The sequence below is a fragment of the Ralstonia sp. SET104 genome, from assembly GCF_003851545.1.
Classification (GTDB): Bacteria; Pseudomonadota; Gammaproteobacteria; order Burkholderiales; family Burkholderiaceae; genus Ralstonia.
This window is the reverse complement of sequence record NZ_BHVX01000015.1, coordinates 81971-99742: the sequence shown is the minus strand read 5'-3', so window position 1 is coordinate 99742 and position 17772 is coordinate 81971. Positions and strand designations below refer to the sequence as shown.

The following is a 17772-nucleotide window of genomic DNA, read 5'->3' as shown; positions in this document are numbered from 1 at the left end:
TCTTGTTTTTGCGCGGCCGGTTTCCCGGAGTCCGCGCCACCTATTTCGCATGCCTACATTCGACACGCTGCCCGACTGGCTGGCCCACCTGGAAACCGCACACCCGGTCGGCATCGACATGGGCCTGGCCCGCATCAGCCGCGTGCGCGACGCACTCGGGCTGGACCTTAACTCCGTCGTCGTCTTCACGGTGGGGGGCACCAACGGCAAGGGCTCGACCTGCGCGATGCTGGAGACGATCCTGTTGGCCGCCGGTTATAAGGTCGGTTGCCATACCTCGCCGCATCTGATCGATTTCAACGAACGCGCCCGCGTGAACGGCGAGATTGCCACCGACGCGATGCTGTTGCCGCACTTCGAGGCGGTAGAGCGGGCGCGTTGCAGCTTCCCGGAGCCCGTCAGCCTGACGTACTTCGAGTTCACCACGCTGGCGATCATGCATTTGTTTGCCAACGCGGGCCTCGACGCAGTGATATTGGAAGTTGGCCTGGGTGGCCGGCTGGATGCCGTCAATATTGTCGATACCGATTGCGCCATCATCACCAGTGTCGATCTCGATCACATGGCCTATCTCGGCGATACGCGCGAGGCGATCGGCTTTGAGAAGGCCGGCATCTTCCGCGCCGGCAAGCCGGCGATCTGCTCTGATCCTGTACCGCCCATCTCCCTGGTTAAGCAGGCGGAAACCGTTGGCGCCGACCTTTGGCTGATCGGTCGCGATTTTAACTTCCAGGGTGACAAGCAGCAGTGGGGCTTCAGCGGACGAGGACGCCGTTGGCCGAGTCTCGGCTATCCGGCGCTGCGCGGCGCGAATCAGTTACTGAACGCATCTGCCGCGTTGGCGGCGCTGGAGTCGGTGCGCGATCGGCTGCCGATTTCGGCGCAGGACGTGCGTCTGGGCTTGTCGCAGGTGGTATTGCCGGGGCGCTTCCAGGTGCTGCCGGGGCGCCCATCGGTTGTTCTGGACGTGGCGCATAACCCGCACGCGTCGGCGGCGCTCGGGCAGAACCTCGAAAACATGGGGTTCTTCCGCTACACCTATGCAGTATTTGGCGCGATGCAGGACAAGGACATCGTCGGCGTGCTTGGCCACATGCTCGACAAAATCGACCACTGGTGCCTGACTGATCTGCCGACACCGCGCGCTGCGAGCGCCGCCAGCCTGGAGAAAGCGCTGACCGATGCCGGCTTCCGCGCAGGCAAGGACGCGAGCGTGAATACATTCAGCGATCCCGCCACAGCCTACCGCAACGCCATGGAGCGGGCGACCGAGGATGATAGAATCGTTGTCTTCGGATCGTTCTACACCGTTGCCGGCGTGCTGGCGGAGCGCAAGCGTCGCGCGCACTAAACACGGGGCCCTCATGGGACTGTTTTCCATCTTCTCCTCCCGCAAGAACGCTGAAGGCGAACGCTCGCGCGGCACGACAGCAAACTCCAGCAGCGCCGCCGATGTGGCTCGCGAAGCGGTGCGTGAATCCCGCGCATCGTCGAATACCCGCAGCCGTGCGGCCCGGCGCACAGACGATGACGGCGACGGCCTCGACCCCGAACTCCCGCAAAAGCAACGCGCCCGCCGCCGCCTGATTGGTGCAGTGGTATTGGTGGGCGCCGCTGTGATCGTGCTGCCCGTCGTGTTCGACGCCAAGCCGCGCCCCGTGACCGATGCGGTGGCCGTGCAGATTCAGGATCAGCCGATTGACCGCGGTGCCAAGGTGTCGACTGATGAACCGAAGGTTGCCAGCCGCCGTTCCGCATCGCGTGGGACGGGCGCCTCGGCTGACCAGGCGCAGGCGCTTGACCAGGGCGAAGAGGTTGTCGCCGGCAACGATGCGCCAGCTGCTGCTCCCTCGAACACGCCAACTGCCAAGCTGACAACACCGCCCAAGACGGTCGCCAGCCAGACGCCGCCAACCGAATCGAAGCCCGCCGCAAAGCCAGTCCAACCCGCCGCACAGCCCGCACAGCAAGCCGCTGCGCCGAGCACCGATGCCAACGGCGGCAAGTTTATTCTGCTGATTGGCGCTTTTGCTTCTGAGGATCGCGCCCGCAACTGGCTGGGCAAGCTCAAGAGCGAGAAAATTCCCGGCTACATTGAACACAAAAGGGTGCCTGAGAAGGGCGATCTGGCGCTGCTGCGTGCAGGCCCATTCAATGACCGTGCGTCGGCGGAAGCGGCGCAGAAGCGTGCCGAGCAGATCGGCCTGACGCCCAAACTCGTGCAGCAATAACGATGCGGCCCAACGTGCATTCAGCGCACATGTCAGGTTCGCTGATTCGCTGCGCCGGTCCCGGTCAAAGTCAACCCAAGCCGCTGCCCGATGCAACCGACTTTCTTTGACTACGGCGTGCTGTTCATCATCGTCACGTCGGCGCTGATCGGATTGTTTCGCGGACTGATTCGCGAGGTGCTGGCACTACTCGGATGGCTGTTTGCCGCGTGGGTGGCGTATTCGTTTTCGGGCGTGGCGGCGGGTTGGATGCCTGAGTCGCTGCCCGGCGGGCCGGTGGCACGCATGGTTCTCGGTTTCGTCCTACTGTTTATCGTGACGGTAATTGCAACGTCGCTGGTGGGCGCGCTGCTCTCGGCTGCGCTGTCGAGCGCGGGGCTCAAGCCGGCAGATCGCGGATTGGGGCTGGTGTTCGGGCTGGTGCGCGGCGGCGTGATCATCCTCGTGCTGATGACGGTGGCGGGTTTTACCAGCTTGCCCGAGCAACCGTTCTGGCGCGAGGCGATTACGCGGCCGTATGCGGAGCAGGCAGCACAAGCGGCCAAGCCGCTGTTGCCACCGGACGTCGCAAAGTACGTTCACTATTGAATCTGGAACTTCTGGCCACGAGCTGGATGATCTGGGAAGCTTTTCCGGCGCCCGCAACGGGTGTGGGCGCCACCAAATACGTTCTCGCTGGAGTTCGACATGTGCGGTATCGTTGGGGTGGTCTCAGCCACGCCCGTCAATCAGCTGATCTACGACAGCCTGTTGCTCCTGCAGCACCGGGGGCAGGACGCGGCAGGCATCGCCACTGCGTCAGGCAGTACTTTTCATATGCACAAGGCCAACGGCATGGTGCGTGACGTGTTCCGCACGCGCAATATGCGCGGCCTGCCCGGCACGAGCGGCATCGGCCAGGTGCGTTATCCGACTGCAGGCTCCTCTAGCGAAGAAGAAGCCCAGCCGTTCTACGTCAACGCGCCGTTCGGCATCGTGCTGGCACACAACGGCAACCTGACGAATTCCGATCAACTGCGCGAAGAGATGTTCCGGCGCGACCGTCGCCACATCAACACGCAGTCTGATTCGGAGGTGCTGCTTAACGTGCTGGCCGACGAGTTGCAACGCGCCAGCAACGACATTCCGCTGAACCGCGACTCCATCTTTACCGCCGTAGAAGGCTTGCACCGCCGCGTGCGCGGCTCGTATGCCATTGCTGCCGAGATTTCCGGCTACGGCGTGCTGGCTGTGCGCGACCCGTTCGGCATCCGTCCGCTGGCGCTGGGTAGCCAGGAAACGCCAGACGGCAGCATCGAATACATGGTGGCCTCGGAATCCGTGGCGCTGGAAGGCATCGGCTTCAAGTTCGAGCGCGACGTTGCGCCCGGCGAAGCGATTTTCATCGACCTGGAAGGCAAACTGCATACCAAGCAATGCGCCGCGAACCCGGTGCTCTCGCCGTGCATTTTTGAGTACGTGTATCTCGCACGTCCGGACTCTCGCATGGACGGCGTGTCGGTGTACGACGCGCGCCTGCGTATGGGCGATTATCTGGCCGAGAAGATCAAGCGCGAGGTGACCGACAAGATTGACGTGGTGATGCCGATTCCGGATTCGTCGCGTCCGGCCGCCATGCAGGTTGCCAACCACCTGGGCGTGCCATACCGCGAAGGCTTCTTCAAGAACCGCTACGTGGGGCGCACCTTCATCATGCCTGGACAGGCAGTGCGCAAGAAGTCCGTGCGTCAGAAGCTCAATGCCATGGCCATCGAGTTCAAGGGCAAGAACGTGCTGATCGTTGACGACTCCATCGTGCGCGGCACGACCTCGTCGGAGATCGTGCAGATGGCGCGCGACGCGGGTGCGAAGAAGGTGATCTTTGCTTCGGCTGCTCCGCCGGTGAAGTTCCCGAACGTATACGGCATCGACATGCCGACACGTGGCGAACTGGTGGCCTACGGCCGCACGCATGAAGAGATCGCCAAGATCATCGGCGCCGACCAGCTCGTGTACCAGGATGTGGAAGACATGAAGCGCGCCGTGCGTGACGTCAACCCGGCGCTCACGGATTTCGATGCGTCGTGCTTCGACGGCAAGTACGTGACGGGCGACATCGATGAGGCGTACCTCGATCGTCTGGAGACTGCGCGCAACAGTTCGGCCGCCAATGCCGATCGTGAGAACGCGCAGAACGATGACCCGCGTACGCAGTTGCACCTGCAGCGCTCTGCAGTGAACGAGTAAATCTGGACCGCAGCAAACGAAAAGCCCGTCATTGCGACGGGCTTTTTTGTTGGACGTTGGGGTTGCGTCTTACTTGAGCATGCGACGGCGCAACAGCCACAGGCACAGCAGCAGGGCGGCAACGGCGTACAGCAGCAGCACACCGAGGTGCAGCATGATGTTGTCTGGCGTGCGGCCAAGCATCAGCGGGCGGATCAGGTCGACGGCATGCGGCAGCGGTAGTACGCTCGTTGCGGCGCGCACGGGCGCCGGCAGTTGCGACAGTGGGAAGAACACGCCCGAAAGCAGCATCATCGGGGTGATCACCAGCGTTTGATAGAACATAAAGAAGTCGTAGTTGGGCGCGAGGGCCGTCATGTTCATTGCCAGGCAGGCAAAGGTGAAGCCGGTGAGCACGATGACGGGCAGAGCGAGCAGCGCTTGCGGCATCGACGCATACCCGAGCGCGCCAGCTACCAGCATGATCGCCAAGCCCGAGAGCACGGACTTGCTGGCAGCCCAGAGCAGCTCACCGAGCACCACATCGCCGAGGCTGAGCGGCGCGTACAGAATCGCTTCCCACGTACGCTGCACGTGCATGCGCGAGAACGCGGAATACATCGCCTCGAAACTCGCCGACATCATCGTGCTGGACGCCACCGTACCGGCGGCCAGGAACGCGATGTACGACACGCCGTCGACACGCCCGACCAGCAGGCCGAGACCGAGCCCAAGCCCGAACAGATAGATCATCGGGTCGGCCAGGTTGCCAGCCATCGACGGAATGGCCAGCTTGCGCCACACCATGAAGTTGCGCAGCCAGACGTACTGCCAGTTGCGGAAGTTGAGCGGCAGCAGCGGCTGCGGAAAGGCCCGCTGCTGCGTAGGGGGGAGTGCGGTTTCAGTGGACATTGGGGGTTCTCAGTCACGCATCTCGCGGCCGGTGAGGCGCAGGAACACATCTTCGAGATTTGCGGGGCGGTGCAGGTAGCGCAGGCCGGGCATGGTGTGCGTTTCTGCGTGCGCACGTAGTGCTGCGACCAACGGCTGCGGATCGCGTGCATAGCAGAAGAGGGTCTCACCGCTGGTCTCCACGCGGTCGGCCAACGGTGTCAGTAGCGTGCGCAGGGCGTTGAGGTCGTCGCCGTAGACCTCGACGACATCGCAGCCGATCTCGCGGACAATCAGCTCTTGCGGCTTGCCTTGCGCGATCTTGCGCCCATTGTCGATCACGCATAACTCGTCGCACAGGCGCTCGGCTTCTTCCATGAAGTGCGTGGTCAGCAGGATGGTTTTGCCGGCGGCCAGCAGCGAGCGCAGGCGTTCCCAGATCAGGTGGCGGGCCTGCGGATCGAGCCCGGTGGTGGGCTCGTCCATGACGAGGATGTCCGGATCGTTGATGAGCGCGCGCGCCACCGTCAGCCGGCGCTTCATGCCGCCCGAAAGCGCGCGGACCGGCGCATCGGCTTTCTGTTCGAGCCGCGCGAATTCCAGCAGGGTCGGAATGCGATCGCGGATGGTCGCGGATGACAGACCGAAGTAGCGCCCGAAAATGCGCAGGTTCTCTGAGACAGAGAAATCAGGATCGAGATTGTCGAACTGCGGCACCACGCCCACACGCATCCGTGCGCGGTGTGCGGCTTCGGGAACGGGCTCGTCGCACAGCCGGAGGCTGCCCGCATCGGGCATCGTCATGCCGAGCAGCATGCGCAGCGTGGTGGTCTTGCCGGCGCCGTTCGGGCCAAGCAAGCCGAAGCATTGGCCGCGGCGGACGCTGAAGCTCAGGTTATCGACGACGGTCTGGCCGCCGTACCGTTTGCACAGGCCTTCGACGCTCAGGATCGGTGTGCTGGCCACGCCAAAACCTTCTTGCTCGTATCGCACATTGCCTCCGTTGCAAAACGCCGATTATGCGCTGGCATCCGCATATGCGTATGAGGGGAATGTGCAATGGTATGGCGCGTTCTCAGGCAACAAAAAGGGCCAGACAACATGGTCTGGCCCCAGCTTGCAGAGCGCATTGCTGCGCGTGTGGCGGAAGTTACTTGGTGACGGCGTTACCGACCACGCCACCCAGAGCCGCACCGCCCAACGTGGCGCCCGGACCGCCCCAGATGGCCGCCCCGGCGACACCACCTGCGGCTGCGCCAAGCGCAGTATTACGCTGCTTTGGCGTCATGTCCGCGCATCCGCTGACGGATGCCAATGCGGCCGCCAGAATCAAGGATACGAAGGCACGCATAACAAACTCCTTTTGTCGTTTGTGTACCTCTATTGAAGACGATGTGCTCCGTTATGTGCAGGTCACGTTGCCTGAAAGGTTTGTCAGCCGATTCCCACACTTTCAGCACGGCTTCTGACGGCAAAGTTCCCGCACGTCATCAGGCCTTGGCAGGCTTTTCCTGGCGCTCGTATTTGAATTCCGGCAGTGCCTTGATGGCATCCTTGTTGGCGCCAGGCAGCACGATCTTGCCCTGGTCGTACTTGAACTGATTCACGGGGATGGCTACGTTATGACGGCCCACGCCCACGAAGCCGCCTGCGCCCACGATCGCAAACGACACGGCGTTTTCCGGTGTCACGATCAAGTCCTGCACATTGCCGACCTTCTCGTTGGCTTCGTTATAGACCGGTTTGCCGAGCACCTGCTTCTTCACGCTCACGCCCTTGATGATGGCATCGAGTTCAGTAACGGATACACCCAGCGCGGCATGGCCCGCGACTTGCGCGAAAACCTGCGGCGCGGCGGCAATGGAAGCGGTAGCGATCAGGGCAGCAGCGAAACGTTTCATCGTGACTCCGTGGTCTGGTGAAGGATGCGTTTCACTCTAATGCGCACATGGCTGGCGCCGCAGGCGAGGGTGTCCGAAACGCCTGTAGGACAAACGGGTGATGTCACGAAAATCGGCATCGCCCGCAACTACACTGAAGCGCCCGGCACATGCCGGACGTATTCACCGATCTCAACAAGGGAGAAACCGACATGATGACTCTGGAGCAACTCGGCGTTCTGCAACGATCACAGCTTGAAACCTGGATGGCTGTCACTGAAGAGGCGGTGAGCGGCGTTAATCGCCTGATTGGGCTCAATCTGCAGGCCATCAAAGCCGGTCTTGGCGAGACAGAACACTGTCTGTATGACGCCGCCGGCGCACAGGACGCGGGCGAATGGTGGAACGCGCAGGCGCGCTATCTGCAGCCGGCTGGCGAGCGTGTTTCCGGCTATACGCGCAACTTTGTTGAAATCGGCGTCGAGACGCAGAACGGCATTGCGCGCGCGTTGCATCGGCACGGCGACGAAGTGCGCCGCCAGTGGGGCTTTGTCGCAGAAAACCTGGTGGACGCCACACCTCCGGGCGCCGAGGCGGCCGTGAATTTCTTCAAGGCATCGGTCGGCCTGGAAGTCGCGGCCGTCGAGGCGGCAGAAGACGCAGCAGAAAACGCAGGTTCGAGCCGAATCCTGACCCCAAGTGATGTAGTCGCCAAGGATGGCACAGCACGCTGAGGCTCCTCTATACGGGTGAGATGCGTCGGCGTGGGCCGACAGTCATTTCGGCACAGTCCTACAAAACGGCGCGGGCGGACATTGATACTCCGCCCGTGCGCTCGTTTTTACACTTCCTGCATGCCTATCAACATGTAGGAGGTTGTCATGTCCTATCTCGTTGCGTGGCTCTTGGGTGTTCCCGCCTTTGTGTTGCTGGTGATCTGGCTGTTCGTGCATTGACACGGGGCTGGGCCCATTCAATACGAACCGGAGGACGCATGACTTTCCGAGACGACTGCAAAATCGAGGTATCTGCCTATGAACTCTCGCCGCAAGCGTGGCGCGCGGAAGTGAGCATCCTGCGCGTCAGCAACGGTGAGACCCTGTTAGCCCGCACGACCGTGCGCGAATCGGCGAACACGTACCGGAGCGCCGCCAGCGCCCTCGAGGCCGCGCGCACGTATGCAGAAGCGATGATCGCGTCCGGTCAGTTCGACTGCAGCCCTGCGTTGAACTGACTGGAGTTGATCGCCCGGCGATCTTTAGTACGATGTGGCGTTACGTTCTGTTACTAATTCGCCAGCGCCGTATCACCTGTGTCAACGGCCCTGAATACAATATAAATACCGTATTCAGCGCCGGCTACGGGTTCGCCCGGCGCCTCAAGCTGCAGGTGACGATGATGATTCGACGCAATGTGCTGTGGATTGCAGGTGCAGCGGCACTGGCCGTGCTGGCGGTGCCGCAAGTGGCGTCGGCGCACGTGAGTGTCGGCATCGGGTTTGGCGTGCCGGTGGCGCCTGTGTATGTGGCGCCCGCTCCTGTGTATTACCCGCCGCCTCCACCGGCGTATTACGTGCCGCCCCCGCCACCCCCCGCGTATTACGCCCCGGCGCCCGTATATTACGGTCCGCCGACGTATGGCCCGGCACCGGTGGTGGTGGGCGCTGGCTGGTACCGCTGGGGCCCGCGTTATCGCTGGTACGACGGCCGTTATTGGGGCCGGTGGCGCTAAACGGCGCGTTTGCCAGGAAAAAGGCTCCTTCGGGAGTCTTTTTCTTTGCCGGCACGCGCACGCTTGGCACGGCATCTGCGTCGATCTGGATGACGAGTAAGCGCGCAAGACCGCCGTGACGAAGGAGCGGCGCAGCGCAGAACTGGCGGCTCGCTTACCCAGTCGATATGACGTCCGCGCGAACCATGCGGGCACGTGTGCTGTGTGCTGCGTGGCAGCGCACACGGTGTTCGCAGTGTCATGACCGAAGGAGTCCTCATGCAAGTCACCACGCAACGCTTTGCAACGCGCACTCTGGTTGCAGCCGCAAGCGGCTTGGCCCTGGCGCTAGGCGCGGCGGTCGCGCACGCCGGCTCGATCGATCCTTATCACTCCATCTACAAGGTGAGCCGCGCTGATCCTTATACCGATGGGGCCAAGGTAAGCCGCGTCGATCCGTACACCGACGGCGCAAAGATGGGCCGCGCGGACCCATATACCGACGGCGCCTGCACCGATCGTCAGCCATAACGCAACTGTCATGCGGCAGCGGCAGAATCGCTGCCGCATCGCAACATCAAGCCCGGGCGATACCCGGGCTTTTTCTTTGTGCATCTCTCGAGCGCAGGCCGCGTGTTAGCGTTGGCTTGCAAGAACGCAAGAAACACAGGCGTACGGCGTATGGGCGACGCTACTTAAGCGCGGGAATGTATCGGCTCTTTTGCGTGATTAGTTCAGGATCATGTTGTGGAAGTGACCGATGCCGGTGGCATACTTTTGCCTGATCCGGGCTTTACACAGCCCTTGCGCCTTTTGCATTACAACCACTAAGGAGAACGTCAATGAAAACGAAACCGTGCCTGTGCCAGGACGATGTCACCAAGATTCTGGATGCTGCAGAGAAAGAAGCACACGCACACCAATGGAACGTGACGATTGCCGTGGTGGATGACGGCGGCCACCTGATGGGCCTGCGCCGCATGGACGGCTGCGCCACCATCTCGGCATATATCGCGCCGGAAAAGGCGCGTACGGCTGCGCTGGGCCGCCGTGAATCAAAGGTCTATGAAGACATCATCAACAACGGCCGCATCTCGTTCCTGTCGGCACCGCATCTGCAGGGCATGCTCGAAGGCGGCGTGCCGGTAATGGTGGAAGGCGTGTGTGCCGGTGCGGTGGGTGTGTCGGGCGTGAAGTCGTCCGAAGACGTGGTAATCGCCAAGGCGGGCATCGCCGCGGTGAACGTGATCTGCTGATACGCAGTCACATCAAGCGAATCAAAGTGAAGGGCGGGGCGGAGGTCGCGCCCTTTTTCTTTGGGCGCAGGGCGAGGGAAAAGAACGGCTTGGCTGGCGTTCGTCCGGCAGACGGGTCTGGTTGTCTGCCAACGCGAATTGACGATGGCTGGCTACGGCCGAATGTCTCCTGACAGAGACGTCCCCACAAAAGTCGGTACGTGTTGCGGTGCTGCGGTGTTACTTGGTCAGGATGAGTTTGCCGAAGCGTGTCACGCGCAGCGTGTAGATTGCGCCGTTGTGGCGGATAGCCACGGCATTCTGGCCGGCAAAGAGTTGTTCCGAGGTCATTACCCGCGTGTCGCCGATAGTGGCTGGCCCATCTTGAACGGCTTCGGATGCGGCAGGCGCGGTGGACGTCGTCATGGGCGCGGCATCCAGGCCGGCGGGGCGTTTGCGGGCCACGATGACGTGGCGACGGCGGGTCACGGTGCGTCCTGCATCTTGGTGTTCGGCAGCGTTCATGGCGATGTCCTGGCGGGCGGAAAAGCGTTGGCTGAGAGGGTGGCTGGCTATGCATTTCCAGCGAATGCCGAACAGATTAAATGAGAATCGTTATCATTACAAGCGCGACCTGACGATGTGCTGATCCATGCCTGGAAAACAAAAAACCGGGCGCGTGGCCCGGTTGTATTGAGGTGCTGCGGATCAGGTGTGGCCTGGCGCTTCGCGCAGCAGGCGCGTGCGCTGATCGGCCCGCTGGGCACGGTAGCGCTCGTAGTGGCGAAGGACGTCGGCGATGATTTCTTCGCCGCGCAGGTACTCGATGTCGTAGCCTTCGCGGCCGTCTTCAAAGAAGGTGATGGGCTCGTAGATGTGCATATTCTGGGGCTCGGCGGCCTGGCGCGGTGTGACCGCCGGCAATGGCTTGAGAACGATGCGCACGCCATAGACGAAATCACGGTATGAAGCATCGGGGATGGTCAGACGGACGTTGTCTTCAACCTCGCTGACATGCGCTTGGATGCCGCGCGCAGCGAGCTCGGCAACGACGTCGTTCATGGCGGGTCGCACGTGTTCAGCGAGGAAGGCGCGCACATCGGCCTGGGTGGCGGGGTGCACCATCTGCGCGAGACGGCGGCGCCAATGCTGCCCGCTCCAGAACGATGTTGCCGGCGCAAGCTTGCGCGAGTAGTGTGCGCGGTCGGCCGACATGCCGTGCCACAGGCCGTAGCACAGCAGCACCATGATGATGGCCACCGGTAACGCGGCCACCAGCGTCATTGCCTGCAACGCCTTGAGGCCGCCAGCCAGCATCAGGATGGCCGCCGTTGCGCCGAGCACCGCAGCCCAGAACAGCCGCTGCCACACCGGCGATTGCACAGCGCCGCGCGAGGCAATCGTGTCGATCACGAACGCGCCCGAATCGGCCGAGGTAACGAAGAACACGGCGATCAGCACAATGGCCAGCCATGACAGCGCCGTGGTGCCGGGGAAGAAATCGAAGAAGCGGAAGAGCAGCGCGTCTACGTTGGTGGCTGTCTGCGCGAGCTTGCCCATCGCCACGTGCGAATCGAGCCAGATGGCGCTGTTGCCGAACGCCGTCATCCACAGCAGATTGAACATGGTGGGCACGATCAAAACGCCGATCACGAACTGCCGCACCGTGCGCCCGCGCGAAATACGTGCAATGAACATCCCCACGAACGGCGACCACGACACCCACCACGCCCAGTATTGGATGGTCCAGCCGCTGAACCAGTCGGCCGAGTTGGCGGGCGTGTAAGTAAAGGTGCGGAACGACAGGTTGATGAGGTTCGAGATGTAGTTGCCGACGTTCTCGCTAAAGGCCTGCAGCAGGAACACTGTTGGGCCGGCGACGATGACGAAGGCGAGCAGCAGAAACGCCAGCGTGAGATTCAGCTCCGAAAGGCGCCGCACGCCATTGCCCAGGCCCGACGCAGCGGAGATGCCTGCAAGCACGACCACCACGCAGATCAACGCGACCCGAAACGCATCGGAATCAGTCTGCCAACCGCCCACTTGGTGCAGGCCAGCGCCGAGCTGCAGCACGCCGTAGCCCAATGTGGTTGCAATGCCAGCGACGGTGCCGATGAGTGCGAAGGCATCAACGCCATGGCCCAATGCGCCGTTGATACGCTCGCGCAAGAGCGGATACAAGCCCGAGCGCATCGTGAGCGGCAGGTTGTAGCGGAATGCGAAATACGCGAGCGCCAACCCCATCACGCCGTAGACGGCCCAGGCATGCAGGCCCCAATGGAAGAAGGTGGTGAGCATCGCTTCGCGCGCGGCCTGTGCAGTTTGCGGCGTGGCGGTCGGCGGCTGCAGGTAGTGCTGCATCGGCTCGCCGACGCCAAAGTACATCAGGCCGATGCCCATGCCGGCAGCGAAGAGCATGGCCGTCCAGGAAACGAAGCTGAATTCGGGTTCGGCTTCGTCGGGCCCCAAGCGGATGTCGCCGAAACGGCTGGCCGCCACGATGACGAGAAACACCAGAAACCCCGTGACCGCAAGCATGTAGAACCAGTCGAAATGTCCCGTTACCCATCGCTGCGCAATGCCGAAGACGTGGTCGGCCAGTTCGGGCTGGACGCTACACAGCACCAGCAGCAACACCAGCACACTGAGCGCCGGCACGACAACCTGCGGGACAAGCGTGGTGCGCGGTGTGGTGGCGGGGGAGGGCGGCGATTCAGCGGCGGAATTGGGCATGGGAAGGCGATGCTTTCGCAAGAGGATGGATGGTCACAAAGTACAGTCAGCGCTCTCCCAATGCAAATGCACGGCAGGCCCAGAAATGACGAACCCCCGTGCAAGGATGGGGGTTCCGGGGGGGGGCGCGGGGTGCCCGCGTTAATGCTGAGGCTCTGTCACGAAGCCGATGCGCGACAGGCCGCCGCGCTGGATGGTGGCCATCACCTGCGCCACACGCTCGTAGCGCACGTTGCGGTCAGCGCGCAGGTGCATCTCCGGCTGCGGTTGCTGTTGCGCGGCCTGAGCGATGTCGGCCTGCAGTGTGGCTTCGTCGACGGGCTGATTGTTCCAGAACACCTTGCCGTCTGCGTTGATCTCGACGTTCACGCTTTGCGGCTTGGCGTCGTCGGGTTTGTTGGACGCGCGCGGCAGGTCGATCTTCACCGCATGGTTGATCACCGGAATGGTGATGATGAAGATGATCAGCAGCACCAGCATGACGTCGACCAGCGGCGTCATGTTGATCTCGCTCATGACCTCGTCATCGTTGTCGAAGGATCCGAATGCCATGGCCCCTCCTTACTGCTGCTTGACCGCGGTCAGGCGCACGCCGGTGTCATCACGCGAGGCGCCCGGGCGCAGGCGCGCGCCGGTCACGAAGTAGGCGTGCAGGTCGTGCGCGAAGCGGTTGAGCTTGGCGATGATGGCTTTGTTGCCGCGCGTGAGCGCGTTGTAGCCGAGCACCGCCGGAATGGCGACGGCCAGACCAAAGGCCGTCATGATGAGCGACTCGCCTACGGGCCCGGCCACCTTGTCGATGGTTGGCACACCCACAGCACCGATGCCCAGCAGGGCGTGATAGATGCCCCACACCGTGCCGAACAGGCCGACGAACGGCGCGGTCGAGCCGACTGATGCCAGCACGGCCAGACCCGATTGCATCTGGCCGATGGACTCATCGATGGTGCTCTTGAGCGAGCGCGTGATCCAGTCGGAGATATCCATCACGTCGTGCAACTGCGGCTGGCTGGCGCGATGGTGCTGCGCAGCCTCGCGGCCGGTTTGCGCGAGCACGTGAAACGGGTTGTCTTTGGCGGAGCCCAGCGTCTGCATGGCGTGATCGAAATCATCGGAATGCCAGAAGCGCTTTTCTGCGCCTTGCGCCATCGACTTCAGGCGCACGATGTCCCACGCCTTGGTGAAGATGACGATCCAAGAAGCGAGCGACATGATGAGCAGCAGAATCGCCGTGGCGCGGGTGACGATATCGCCTTGTGTCCAGAGGTGAGAAAGACCGAGTTCCTGCATGGTAAATGTCCTGAATTGAGCGAAAGACTAAGCGAGAAGCGGAATCGAATTGGATCAGTTATCGAGCTTGAAGACGAACGGCTTGCTGGCCACCACGGGCACGGCGCGGCCGTTCTGCTTGTAGGGGCTGCACTTGATGGCGCGCGCGGCTTCGGTGGCGGCGCGATCCAGACGCGGTGAGCCAGACGACGACGTGATCGCCACGTTGGTGACTTCACCTGCCGTGCCGATGGAGATCTTGACCATGGTGCGGCCTTCCTCGCCCATCTTTTGCGACATGCTGGGATAGGCGAGCGGCGGTTCGCTGCATTGGATGTCGTTGATGCCGATGCTGATCGGGCCAGACGAAACCGGTGCCGGCGCGGGCGCAGGTTCTGGAGCCGGTGTTGGCGGCGTGGGCGGCGCGGCGGGCACCACGGGCGCGTTGTCTGACGGCGGCAGGGCGGGCGTCGGCATCGGCGTGGGCTTGTGCTGCGCGATCGGCTTGACGATGTTGACAGGCTTGGGCGCCTCTTGCTTGACCGGCTGCTGCTTGGGCGGCTCCGGCTGCTTGATGGGCTCAGGCGCGGCCGGAATGATGTGCGCCTGGATTTCCAGCGGTTCTTCGACAGTCGGGCGCGGAGCGATCAGGCCAAGCTGAATCAGCATCAGCACGCCCGCGTGCAGCAACAGCACGACCACCAGAATTTTGAGAGTACGAGGGTGAATCATCAACGACCGGAAATCGAAAGCAGAAAAAAGGAATGCGATGCGATGGTGGTGGGATGAGCAGCGAAAGCGGCGTAGCGTTAGCGCTTGCCGAAGACGATCAGTGAAACCCCAATGCTGATGAGCAGACTCAGGAGCAATTCCATGGCGCCTAGCGTTGAAGCCGGCGGGATCACCGTCGGGATGACAGGTATTGTAGGCCCGCAACTGCAACAGTGTTGCGACAACCGAACCCGGTTGGCGTTCAGCCTAGTGTGTCGATCAACGGAGTATAAACGATAATGATTCCCATTTGCGAATAAATGCCCTGTCTTTCGTGGGGTGGGGATCACATCCGGACGGCTGATGGCGAGAAATTGCCTGTGCAGGCGGTCGGTCATTCGGGGTACAGCGGGCGTGTAAGTTGCAACTACACGGGTCCACCCGGGGTACGCTGTGTGTGCAAACGCGCTAGGATGAAAAGCATTCAAACACGGTGTCCGGCCGGCCAACCGTGAAACGGGGAAGAAGGGGGCGACCATGGATGAAGCCAACCTCAACATGGACGACGCTGACGACGACGGCACGTTCGTCCCCACGGGCGGCAAGCAGCCCCAGGCACTGCTGTTGTCCTCGCTCGATTCCATGTGCGCGCAATTTGCGCTGCGCACGGTCTGCGCGATGGGCCTGCGGTTCAATCTGCGCACCAATATCAACGACATCCTGACCGTCTGCGCGCCGGAGTTGATCTGGCCGGTGACGGTGATTCAGCGCCTGCAGCGTTTCCTGTCTGCGCGCTGCGCCGACATGCCGGGCTGGCGCGCTGTCGGCAAGCTTGATCTGCCCACCTTTATGGACCGCCACGGCCAGTGGAGCAGCGCCTTCGATGAAAGCTCGCTGTTCTATTACCTCGACGAGTACGTCAAGCATCACGCGAAGGACATGTTCACCGTGTTTGGTGCCTCGTGTGACGCGCTGGGCGAGCGGCTTTCGACGGAGCGCGTGCTGCTGGTCGGCAACATCGACATGCTGGCGCGCGTGCTGGGCCTGCCCGCCCACGAACGGGCGCTGCTGCTGTTTGCGTCGCTGGTGAAATACAAGCGCGACCTGCGCGCCGTGATGGTCGACTGCAAGGTCGCGCACAGCCAGGAAGCGTTCCAATTACTTGCCAGCCTGGCCGGTGCGAGCACGGCGGATGTGGCTGCATCATTGCGGCCAGGTTCGCGGCTGGAGACGCTGGGGCTGATTGAGCCACCGCTGCCCGAGAACAGTGTCACTGACCTGGGCGACTTGATGCGCATCTCTGACCGCCTGCTGCACGTGCTGCTGGGCGACTACGCCAGCGAGGCGGACATGATGGCCGTCTTCACGCGCCCGGCGCCGCCGACCACGCTGTCGCAATCCGATTACCCGCACGTGGAAACCGATGCGCGCTACCTGACTGCGCTGTTGGAGAATGCCTCGCGGCAGCGTGCGGCAGGCGTGAACATTCTGCTGTACGGCGCGCCTGGTACCGGCAAGACGGAACTGGCACGCGTGCTGGCGCGCGACGCCGGCTGCGAGCTGTATGAAGTGGATTGCCTGGACAAGGACGGCAACAGCCTCACAGGCAAAGACCGCTACCGCTCGCTGCAGGTGTCGCAGGCGTTCCTGCGTGGGCGGCCCGGGGCGGTGTTGCTGTTCGATGAGGTGGAAGACGTGTTCCCCGGCCCGACGCGCGAGCTGATGAGCCTGTTTGGCCATGACGAGCCGCGCGGCTCCGTCAACGGCAAGGCGTGGGTTAATCAGACGCTCGAGCACAATCCGGTGCCCGTGATCTGGGTGTCGAACTCCATTCGCCAGATCGACCCGGCGTACTTGCGCCGCTTCCAGTTTCATCTCGAACTCAAGGTGCCACCGCCGACAGTGCGCGAGAGCATCATCCGCAAGCACCTGGAAGGGCTGGAGGTGTCCGACGCCTTTATGGCCAAGCTGGCGGCGCGCAAAACGCTGACGCCTGCGCAGATTGATTCCGCCGCACGCTTTGCGCGCCTGACGCAGGCAGCAATGGAAGAGCCCGCCGAATCGCTGATCGAGCGCCAGCTCAATCACGCCGATCAGGCCATGGGCGTGCGGCCCGACGTGCAGGCGCATCGCGTTGTGACCGAATACAAGCTGGACTACCTCAACCTGGAGACACGGTTTTCAGTCGAGCGCATCATCGAAGCGTTGCGCGCGCGGCGCCGCGGCACGCTGTGCTTTTATGGACCGCCGGGCACGGGCAAGACGGTGCTGGCCGAGCACATCGCAGTGCAACTCGACATGCCGTTGATGATTCGCCGAGCTTCGGACCTGATGAGCAAGTACGTCGGCGAAACCGAGCAGCAGATCGCTGCGATGTTCTCGCGCGCGGAGGAGGAACGTGCGCTGCTCTTGCTCGATGAGGCCGACAGCTTTATGCAGAGTCGCCAGGGGGCGGTGCGCAATTACGAGGTGTCGGAAGTCAACGAGATGCTGCAGGGCATGGAGCGCTTTGATGGCATTTTCATTTGCACGACCAACCTGTTCGATCGGATCGACGAGGCGGCGCTGCGGCGCTTTGCGTTCAAAATCCGCTTCAAGCCGCTGGTGCGTGCGCAGCGCGAACAGATGTTCATTGCCGAGGCGCTGGGCGGCAAGGCCGAGGCGCTCAAGCCCGTGTGGCGCGAGATGCTGGCCTCGCTCGACATGCTGACGCCCGGCGACTTCGCGGTGGTCAAACAGCAGGCTGTGCTGCTGGGCGAGATGCTTGACCCGGAAGCCTTCCTTGCGCAACTGCGGCAGGAACACTCCATCAAGCCCGAGTTGCGCGAGCGGCGCTCCATTGGGTTCACGCCGCGTTAAGCGCTTAACACACATCAAATGCGTGCAGACGCGGCTACGCTAACGTGG

The 17772-nt window shown here is 62.5% G+C and carries 19 protein-coding genes; 10 read left to right on the top strand and 9 right to left on the bottom strand.

Translation table 11 applies throughout. The features are described from left to right. The first annotated feature begins 49 nt into the window (after positions 1-49). The 4 genes from folC (at position 50) to purF (ending at position 4457) form a co-directional block, all read left to right on the top strand. Positions 50-1351 (top strand): bifunctional tetrahydrofolate synthase/dihydrofolate synthase, encoded by a 1302-nt coding sequence (gene folC / locus PSUB009319_RS18250; protein ID WP_124383611.1) that lies wholly within the window; start codon positions 50-52, stop codon positions 1349-1351. 13 nt (positions 1352-1364) lie between these two features. Next, complete coding sequence (locus tag PSUB009319_RS18245) at positions 1365-2231, top strand: SPOR domain-containing protein (RefSeq protein ID WP_124383610.1); 867 nt, start codon at positions 1365-1367, stop codon at positions 2229-2231. Between the two features lie 90 nt (positions 2232-2321). Next, positions 2322-2819: a CvpA family protein gene (locus PSUB009319_RS18240; protein ID WP_124383609.1), complete on the top strand. Its 498-nt coding sequence runs from the start codon at positions 2322-2324 to the stop codon at positions 2817-2819. A gap of 99 nt (positions 2820-2918) precedes the next feature. Beyond that, the gene (gene purF / locus PSUB009319_RS18235) at positions 2919-4457 is read left to right on the top strand and encodes an amidophosphoribosyltransferase (protein ID WP_124383608.1); all 1539 of its coding nucleotides are present in this window, start codon (positions 2919-2921) and stop codon (positions 4455-4457) included. A 69-nt stretch (positions 4458-4526) separates the two neighbouring features. Here purF and PSUB009319_RS18230 read toward each other — a convergent pair whose 3' ends face one another. The 4 genes from PSUB009319_RS18230 to PSUB009319_RS18215 form a co-directional block, all read right to left on the bottom strand. Further along, positions 4527-5348 carry an ABC transporter permease gene (locus tag PSUB009319_RS18230; RefSeq protein WP_124383607.1) on the bottom strand — a complete coding sequence of 274 codons (822 nt, stop codon included), beginning with the start codon at positions 5346-5348 and terminating at the stop codon, positions 4527-4529. Between the two features lie 9 nt (positions 5349-5357). Further along, on the bottom strand, positions 5358-6320 hold the full coding sequence (gene nodI / locus PSUB009319_RS18225) for a nodulation factor ABC transporter ATP-binding protein NodI (RefSeq protein ID WP_124383606.1): 963 nt from the start codon (positions 6318-6320) through the stop codon (positions 5358-5360). Positions 6321-6477: 157 nt separating this feature from the next. Further along, positions 6478-6678, bottom strand: coding sequence for a glycine zipper 2TM domain-containing protein (locus tag PSUB009319_RS18220; protein ID WP_004634401.1), 201 nt, complete (start codon positions 6676-6678; stop codon positions 6478-6480). 139 nt (positions 6679-6817) lie between these two features. Beyond that, positions 6818-7228: a PRC-barrel domain-containing protein gene (locus PSUB009319_RS18215; protein ID WP_124383605.1), complete on the bottom strand. Its 411-nt coding sequence runs from the start codon at positions 7226-7228 to the stop codon at positions 6818-6820. Between the two features lie 191 nt (positions 7229-7419). Between PSUB009319_RS18215 and PSUB009319_RS18210 the strand changes: the two genes are divergently transcribed. The 5 genes from PSUB009319_RS18210 (at position 7420) to PSUB009319_RS18190 (ending at position 10173) form a co-directional block, all read left to right on the top strand. Then, complete coding sequence (locus tag PSUB009319_RS18210) at positions 7420-7941, top strand: phasin family protein (RefSeq protein ID WP_124383631.1); 522 nt, start codon at positions 7420-7422, stop codon at positions 7939-7941. Between the two features lie 260 nt (positions 7942-8201). Beyond that, a complete protein-coding gene (locus tag PSUB009319_RS18205; protein WP_124383604.1) occupies positions 8202-8441 on the top strand; it encodes a hypothetical protein in 240 nt (79 codons plus the stop codon). Between the two features lie 164 nt (positions 8442-8605). Continuing rightward, positions 8606-8938: a hypothetical protein gene (locus tag PSUB009319_RS18200; protein ID WP_124383630.1), complete on the top strand. Its 333-nt coding sequence runs from the start codon at positions 8606-8608 to the stop codon at positions 8936-8938. 258 nt (positions 8939-9196) lie between these two features. Continuing rightward, complete coding sequence (locus tag PSUB009319_RS18195; protein WP_124383603.1) at positions 9197-9448, top strand: hypothetical protein; 252 nt, start codon at positions 9197-9199, stop codon at positions 9446-9448. A 311-nt stretch (positions 9449-9759) separates the two neighbouring features. Next, positions 9760-10173, top strand: a complete 414-nt coding sequence (locus PSUB009319_RS18190) for a heme-binding protein (protein WP_124383602.1) — start codon at positions 9760-9762, stop codon at positions 10171-10173. Between the two features lie 219 nt (positions 10174-10392). Here the strand turns inward: PSUB009319_RS18190 and hemP are convergent, their stop codons facing one another. From hemP to PSUB009319_RS18165, 5 genes are all read right to left on the bottom strand, one after another. Continuing rightward, positions 10393-10677, bottom strand: coding sequence for a hemin uptake protein HemP (hemP, locus tag PSUB009319_RS18185; RefSeq protein ID WP_124383601.1), 285 nt, complete (start codon positions 10675-10677; stop codon positions 10393-10395). 183 nt (positions 10678-10860) lie between these two features. Beyond that, a complete protein-coding gene (locus PSUB009319_RS18180) occupies positions 10861-12885 on the bottom strand; it encodes a BCCT family transporter (RefSeq protein ID WP_124383600.1) in 2025 nt (674 codons plus the stop codon). Positions 12886-13026: 141 nt separating this feature from the next. Continuing rightward, the gene (locus tag PSUB009319_RS18175; protein ID WP_124383599.1) at positions 13027-13437 is read right to left on the bottom strand and encodes a biopolymer transporter ExbD; all 411 of its coding nucleotides are present in this window, start codon (positions 13435-13437) and stop codon (positions 13027-13029) included. Positions 13438-13446: 9 nt separating this feature from the next. Next, on the bottom strand, positions 13447-14175 hold the full coding sequence (locus tag PSUB009319_RS18170; protein WP_124383598.1) for a MotA/TolQ/ExbB proton channel family protein: 729 nt from the start codon (positions 14173-14175) through the stop codon (positions 13447-13449). A 54-nt stretch (positions 14176-14229) separates the two neighbouring features. After that, positions 14230-14886 (bottom strand): energy transducer TonB, encoded by a 657-nt coding sequence (locus PSUB009319_RS18165; protein ID WP_124383597.1) that lies wholly within the window; start codon positions 14884-14886, stop codon positions 14230-14232. Between the two features lie 516 nt (positions 14887-15402). Here PSUB009319_RS18165 and PSUB009319_RS18155 point away from each other — a divergent pair. Beyond that, positions 15403-17724: an AAA family ATPase gene (locus tag PSUB009319_RS18155; RefSeq protein WP_124383595.1), complete on the top strand. Its 2322-nt coding sequence runs from the start codon at positions 15403-15405 to the stop codon at positions 17722-17724. Positions 17725-17772 lie beyond the last annotated feature (48 nt).

Coding starts and splice junctions, on each gene's coding strand:
- folC (WP_124383611.1), top strand. CDS start 50: ATGCCTACATTCGACACGCTGCCCGACTGGCTGGCCCACCTGGAAACC.
- PSUB009319_RS18245 (WP_124383610.1), top strand. CDS start 1,365: ATGGGACTGTTTTCCATCTTCTCCTCCCGCAAGAACGCTGAAGGCGAA.
- PSUB009319_RS18240 (WP_124383609.1), top strand. CDS start 2,322: ATGCAACCGACTTTCTTTGACTACGGCGTGCTGTTCATCATCGTCACG.
- purF (WP_124383608.1), top strand. CDS start 2,919: ATGTGCGGTATCGTTGGGGTGGTCTCAGCCACGCCCGTCAATCAGCTG.
- PSUB009319_RS18230 (WP_124383607.1), bottom strand. CDS start 5,348: ATGTCCACTGAAACCGCACTCCCCCCTACGCAGCAGCGGGCCTTTCCG.
- PSUB009319_RS18220 (WP_004634401.1), bottom strand. CDS start 6,678: ATGCGTGCCTTCGTATCCTTGATTCTGGCGGCCGCATTGGCATCCGTC.
- PSUB009319_RS18215 (WP_124383605.1), bottom strand. CDS start 7,228: ATGAAACGTTTCGCTGCTGCCCTGATCGCTACCGCTTCCATTGCCGCC.
- PSUB009319_RS18210 (WP_124383631.1), top strand. CDS start 7,420: ATGATGACTCTGGAGCAACTCGGCGTTCTGCAACGATCACAGCTTGAA.
- PSUB009319_RS18205 (WP_124383604.1), top strand. CDS start 8,202: ATGACTTTCCGAGACGACTGCAAAATCGAGGTATCTGCCTATGAACTC.
- PSUB009319_RS18200 (WP_124383630.1), top strand. CDS start 8,606: ATGATTCGACGCAATGTGCTGTGGATTGCAGGTGCAGCGGCACTGGCC.
- PSUB009319_RS18195 (WP_124383603.1), top strand. CDS start 9,197: ATGCAAGTCACCACGCAACGCTTTGCAACGCGCACTCTGGTTGCAGCC.
- PSUB009319_RS18190 (WP_124383602.1), top strand. CDS start 9,760: ATGAAAACGAAACCGTGCCTGTGCCAGGACGATGTCACCAAGATTCTG.
- hemP (WP_124383601.1), bottom strand. CDS start 10,677: ATGAACGCTGCCGAACACCAAGATGCAGGACGCACCGTGACCCGCCGT.
- PSUB009319_RS18180 (WP_124383600.1), bottom strand. CDS start 12,885: ATGCCCAATTCCGCCGCTGAATCGCCGCCCTCCCCCGCCACCACACCG.
- PSUB009319_RS18175 (WP_124383599.1), bottom strand. CDS start 13,437: ATGGCATTCGGATCCTTCGACAACGATGACGAGGTCATGAGCGAGATC.
- PSUB009319_RS18170 (WP_124383598.1), bottom strand. CDS start 14,175: ATGCAGGAACTCGGTCTTTCTCACCTCTGGACACAAGGCGATATCGTC.
- PSUB009319_RS18165 (WP_124383597.1), bottom strand. CDS start 14,886: ATGATTCACCCTCGTACTCTCAAAATTCTGGTGGTCGTGCTGTTGCTG.
- PSUB009319_RS18155 (WP_124383595.1), top strand. CDS start 15,403: ATGGATGAAGCCAACCTCAACATGGACGACGCTGACGACGACGGCACG.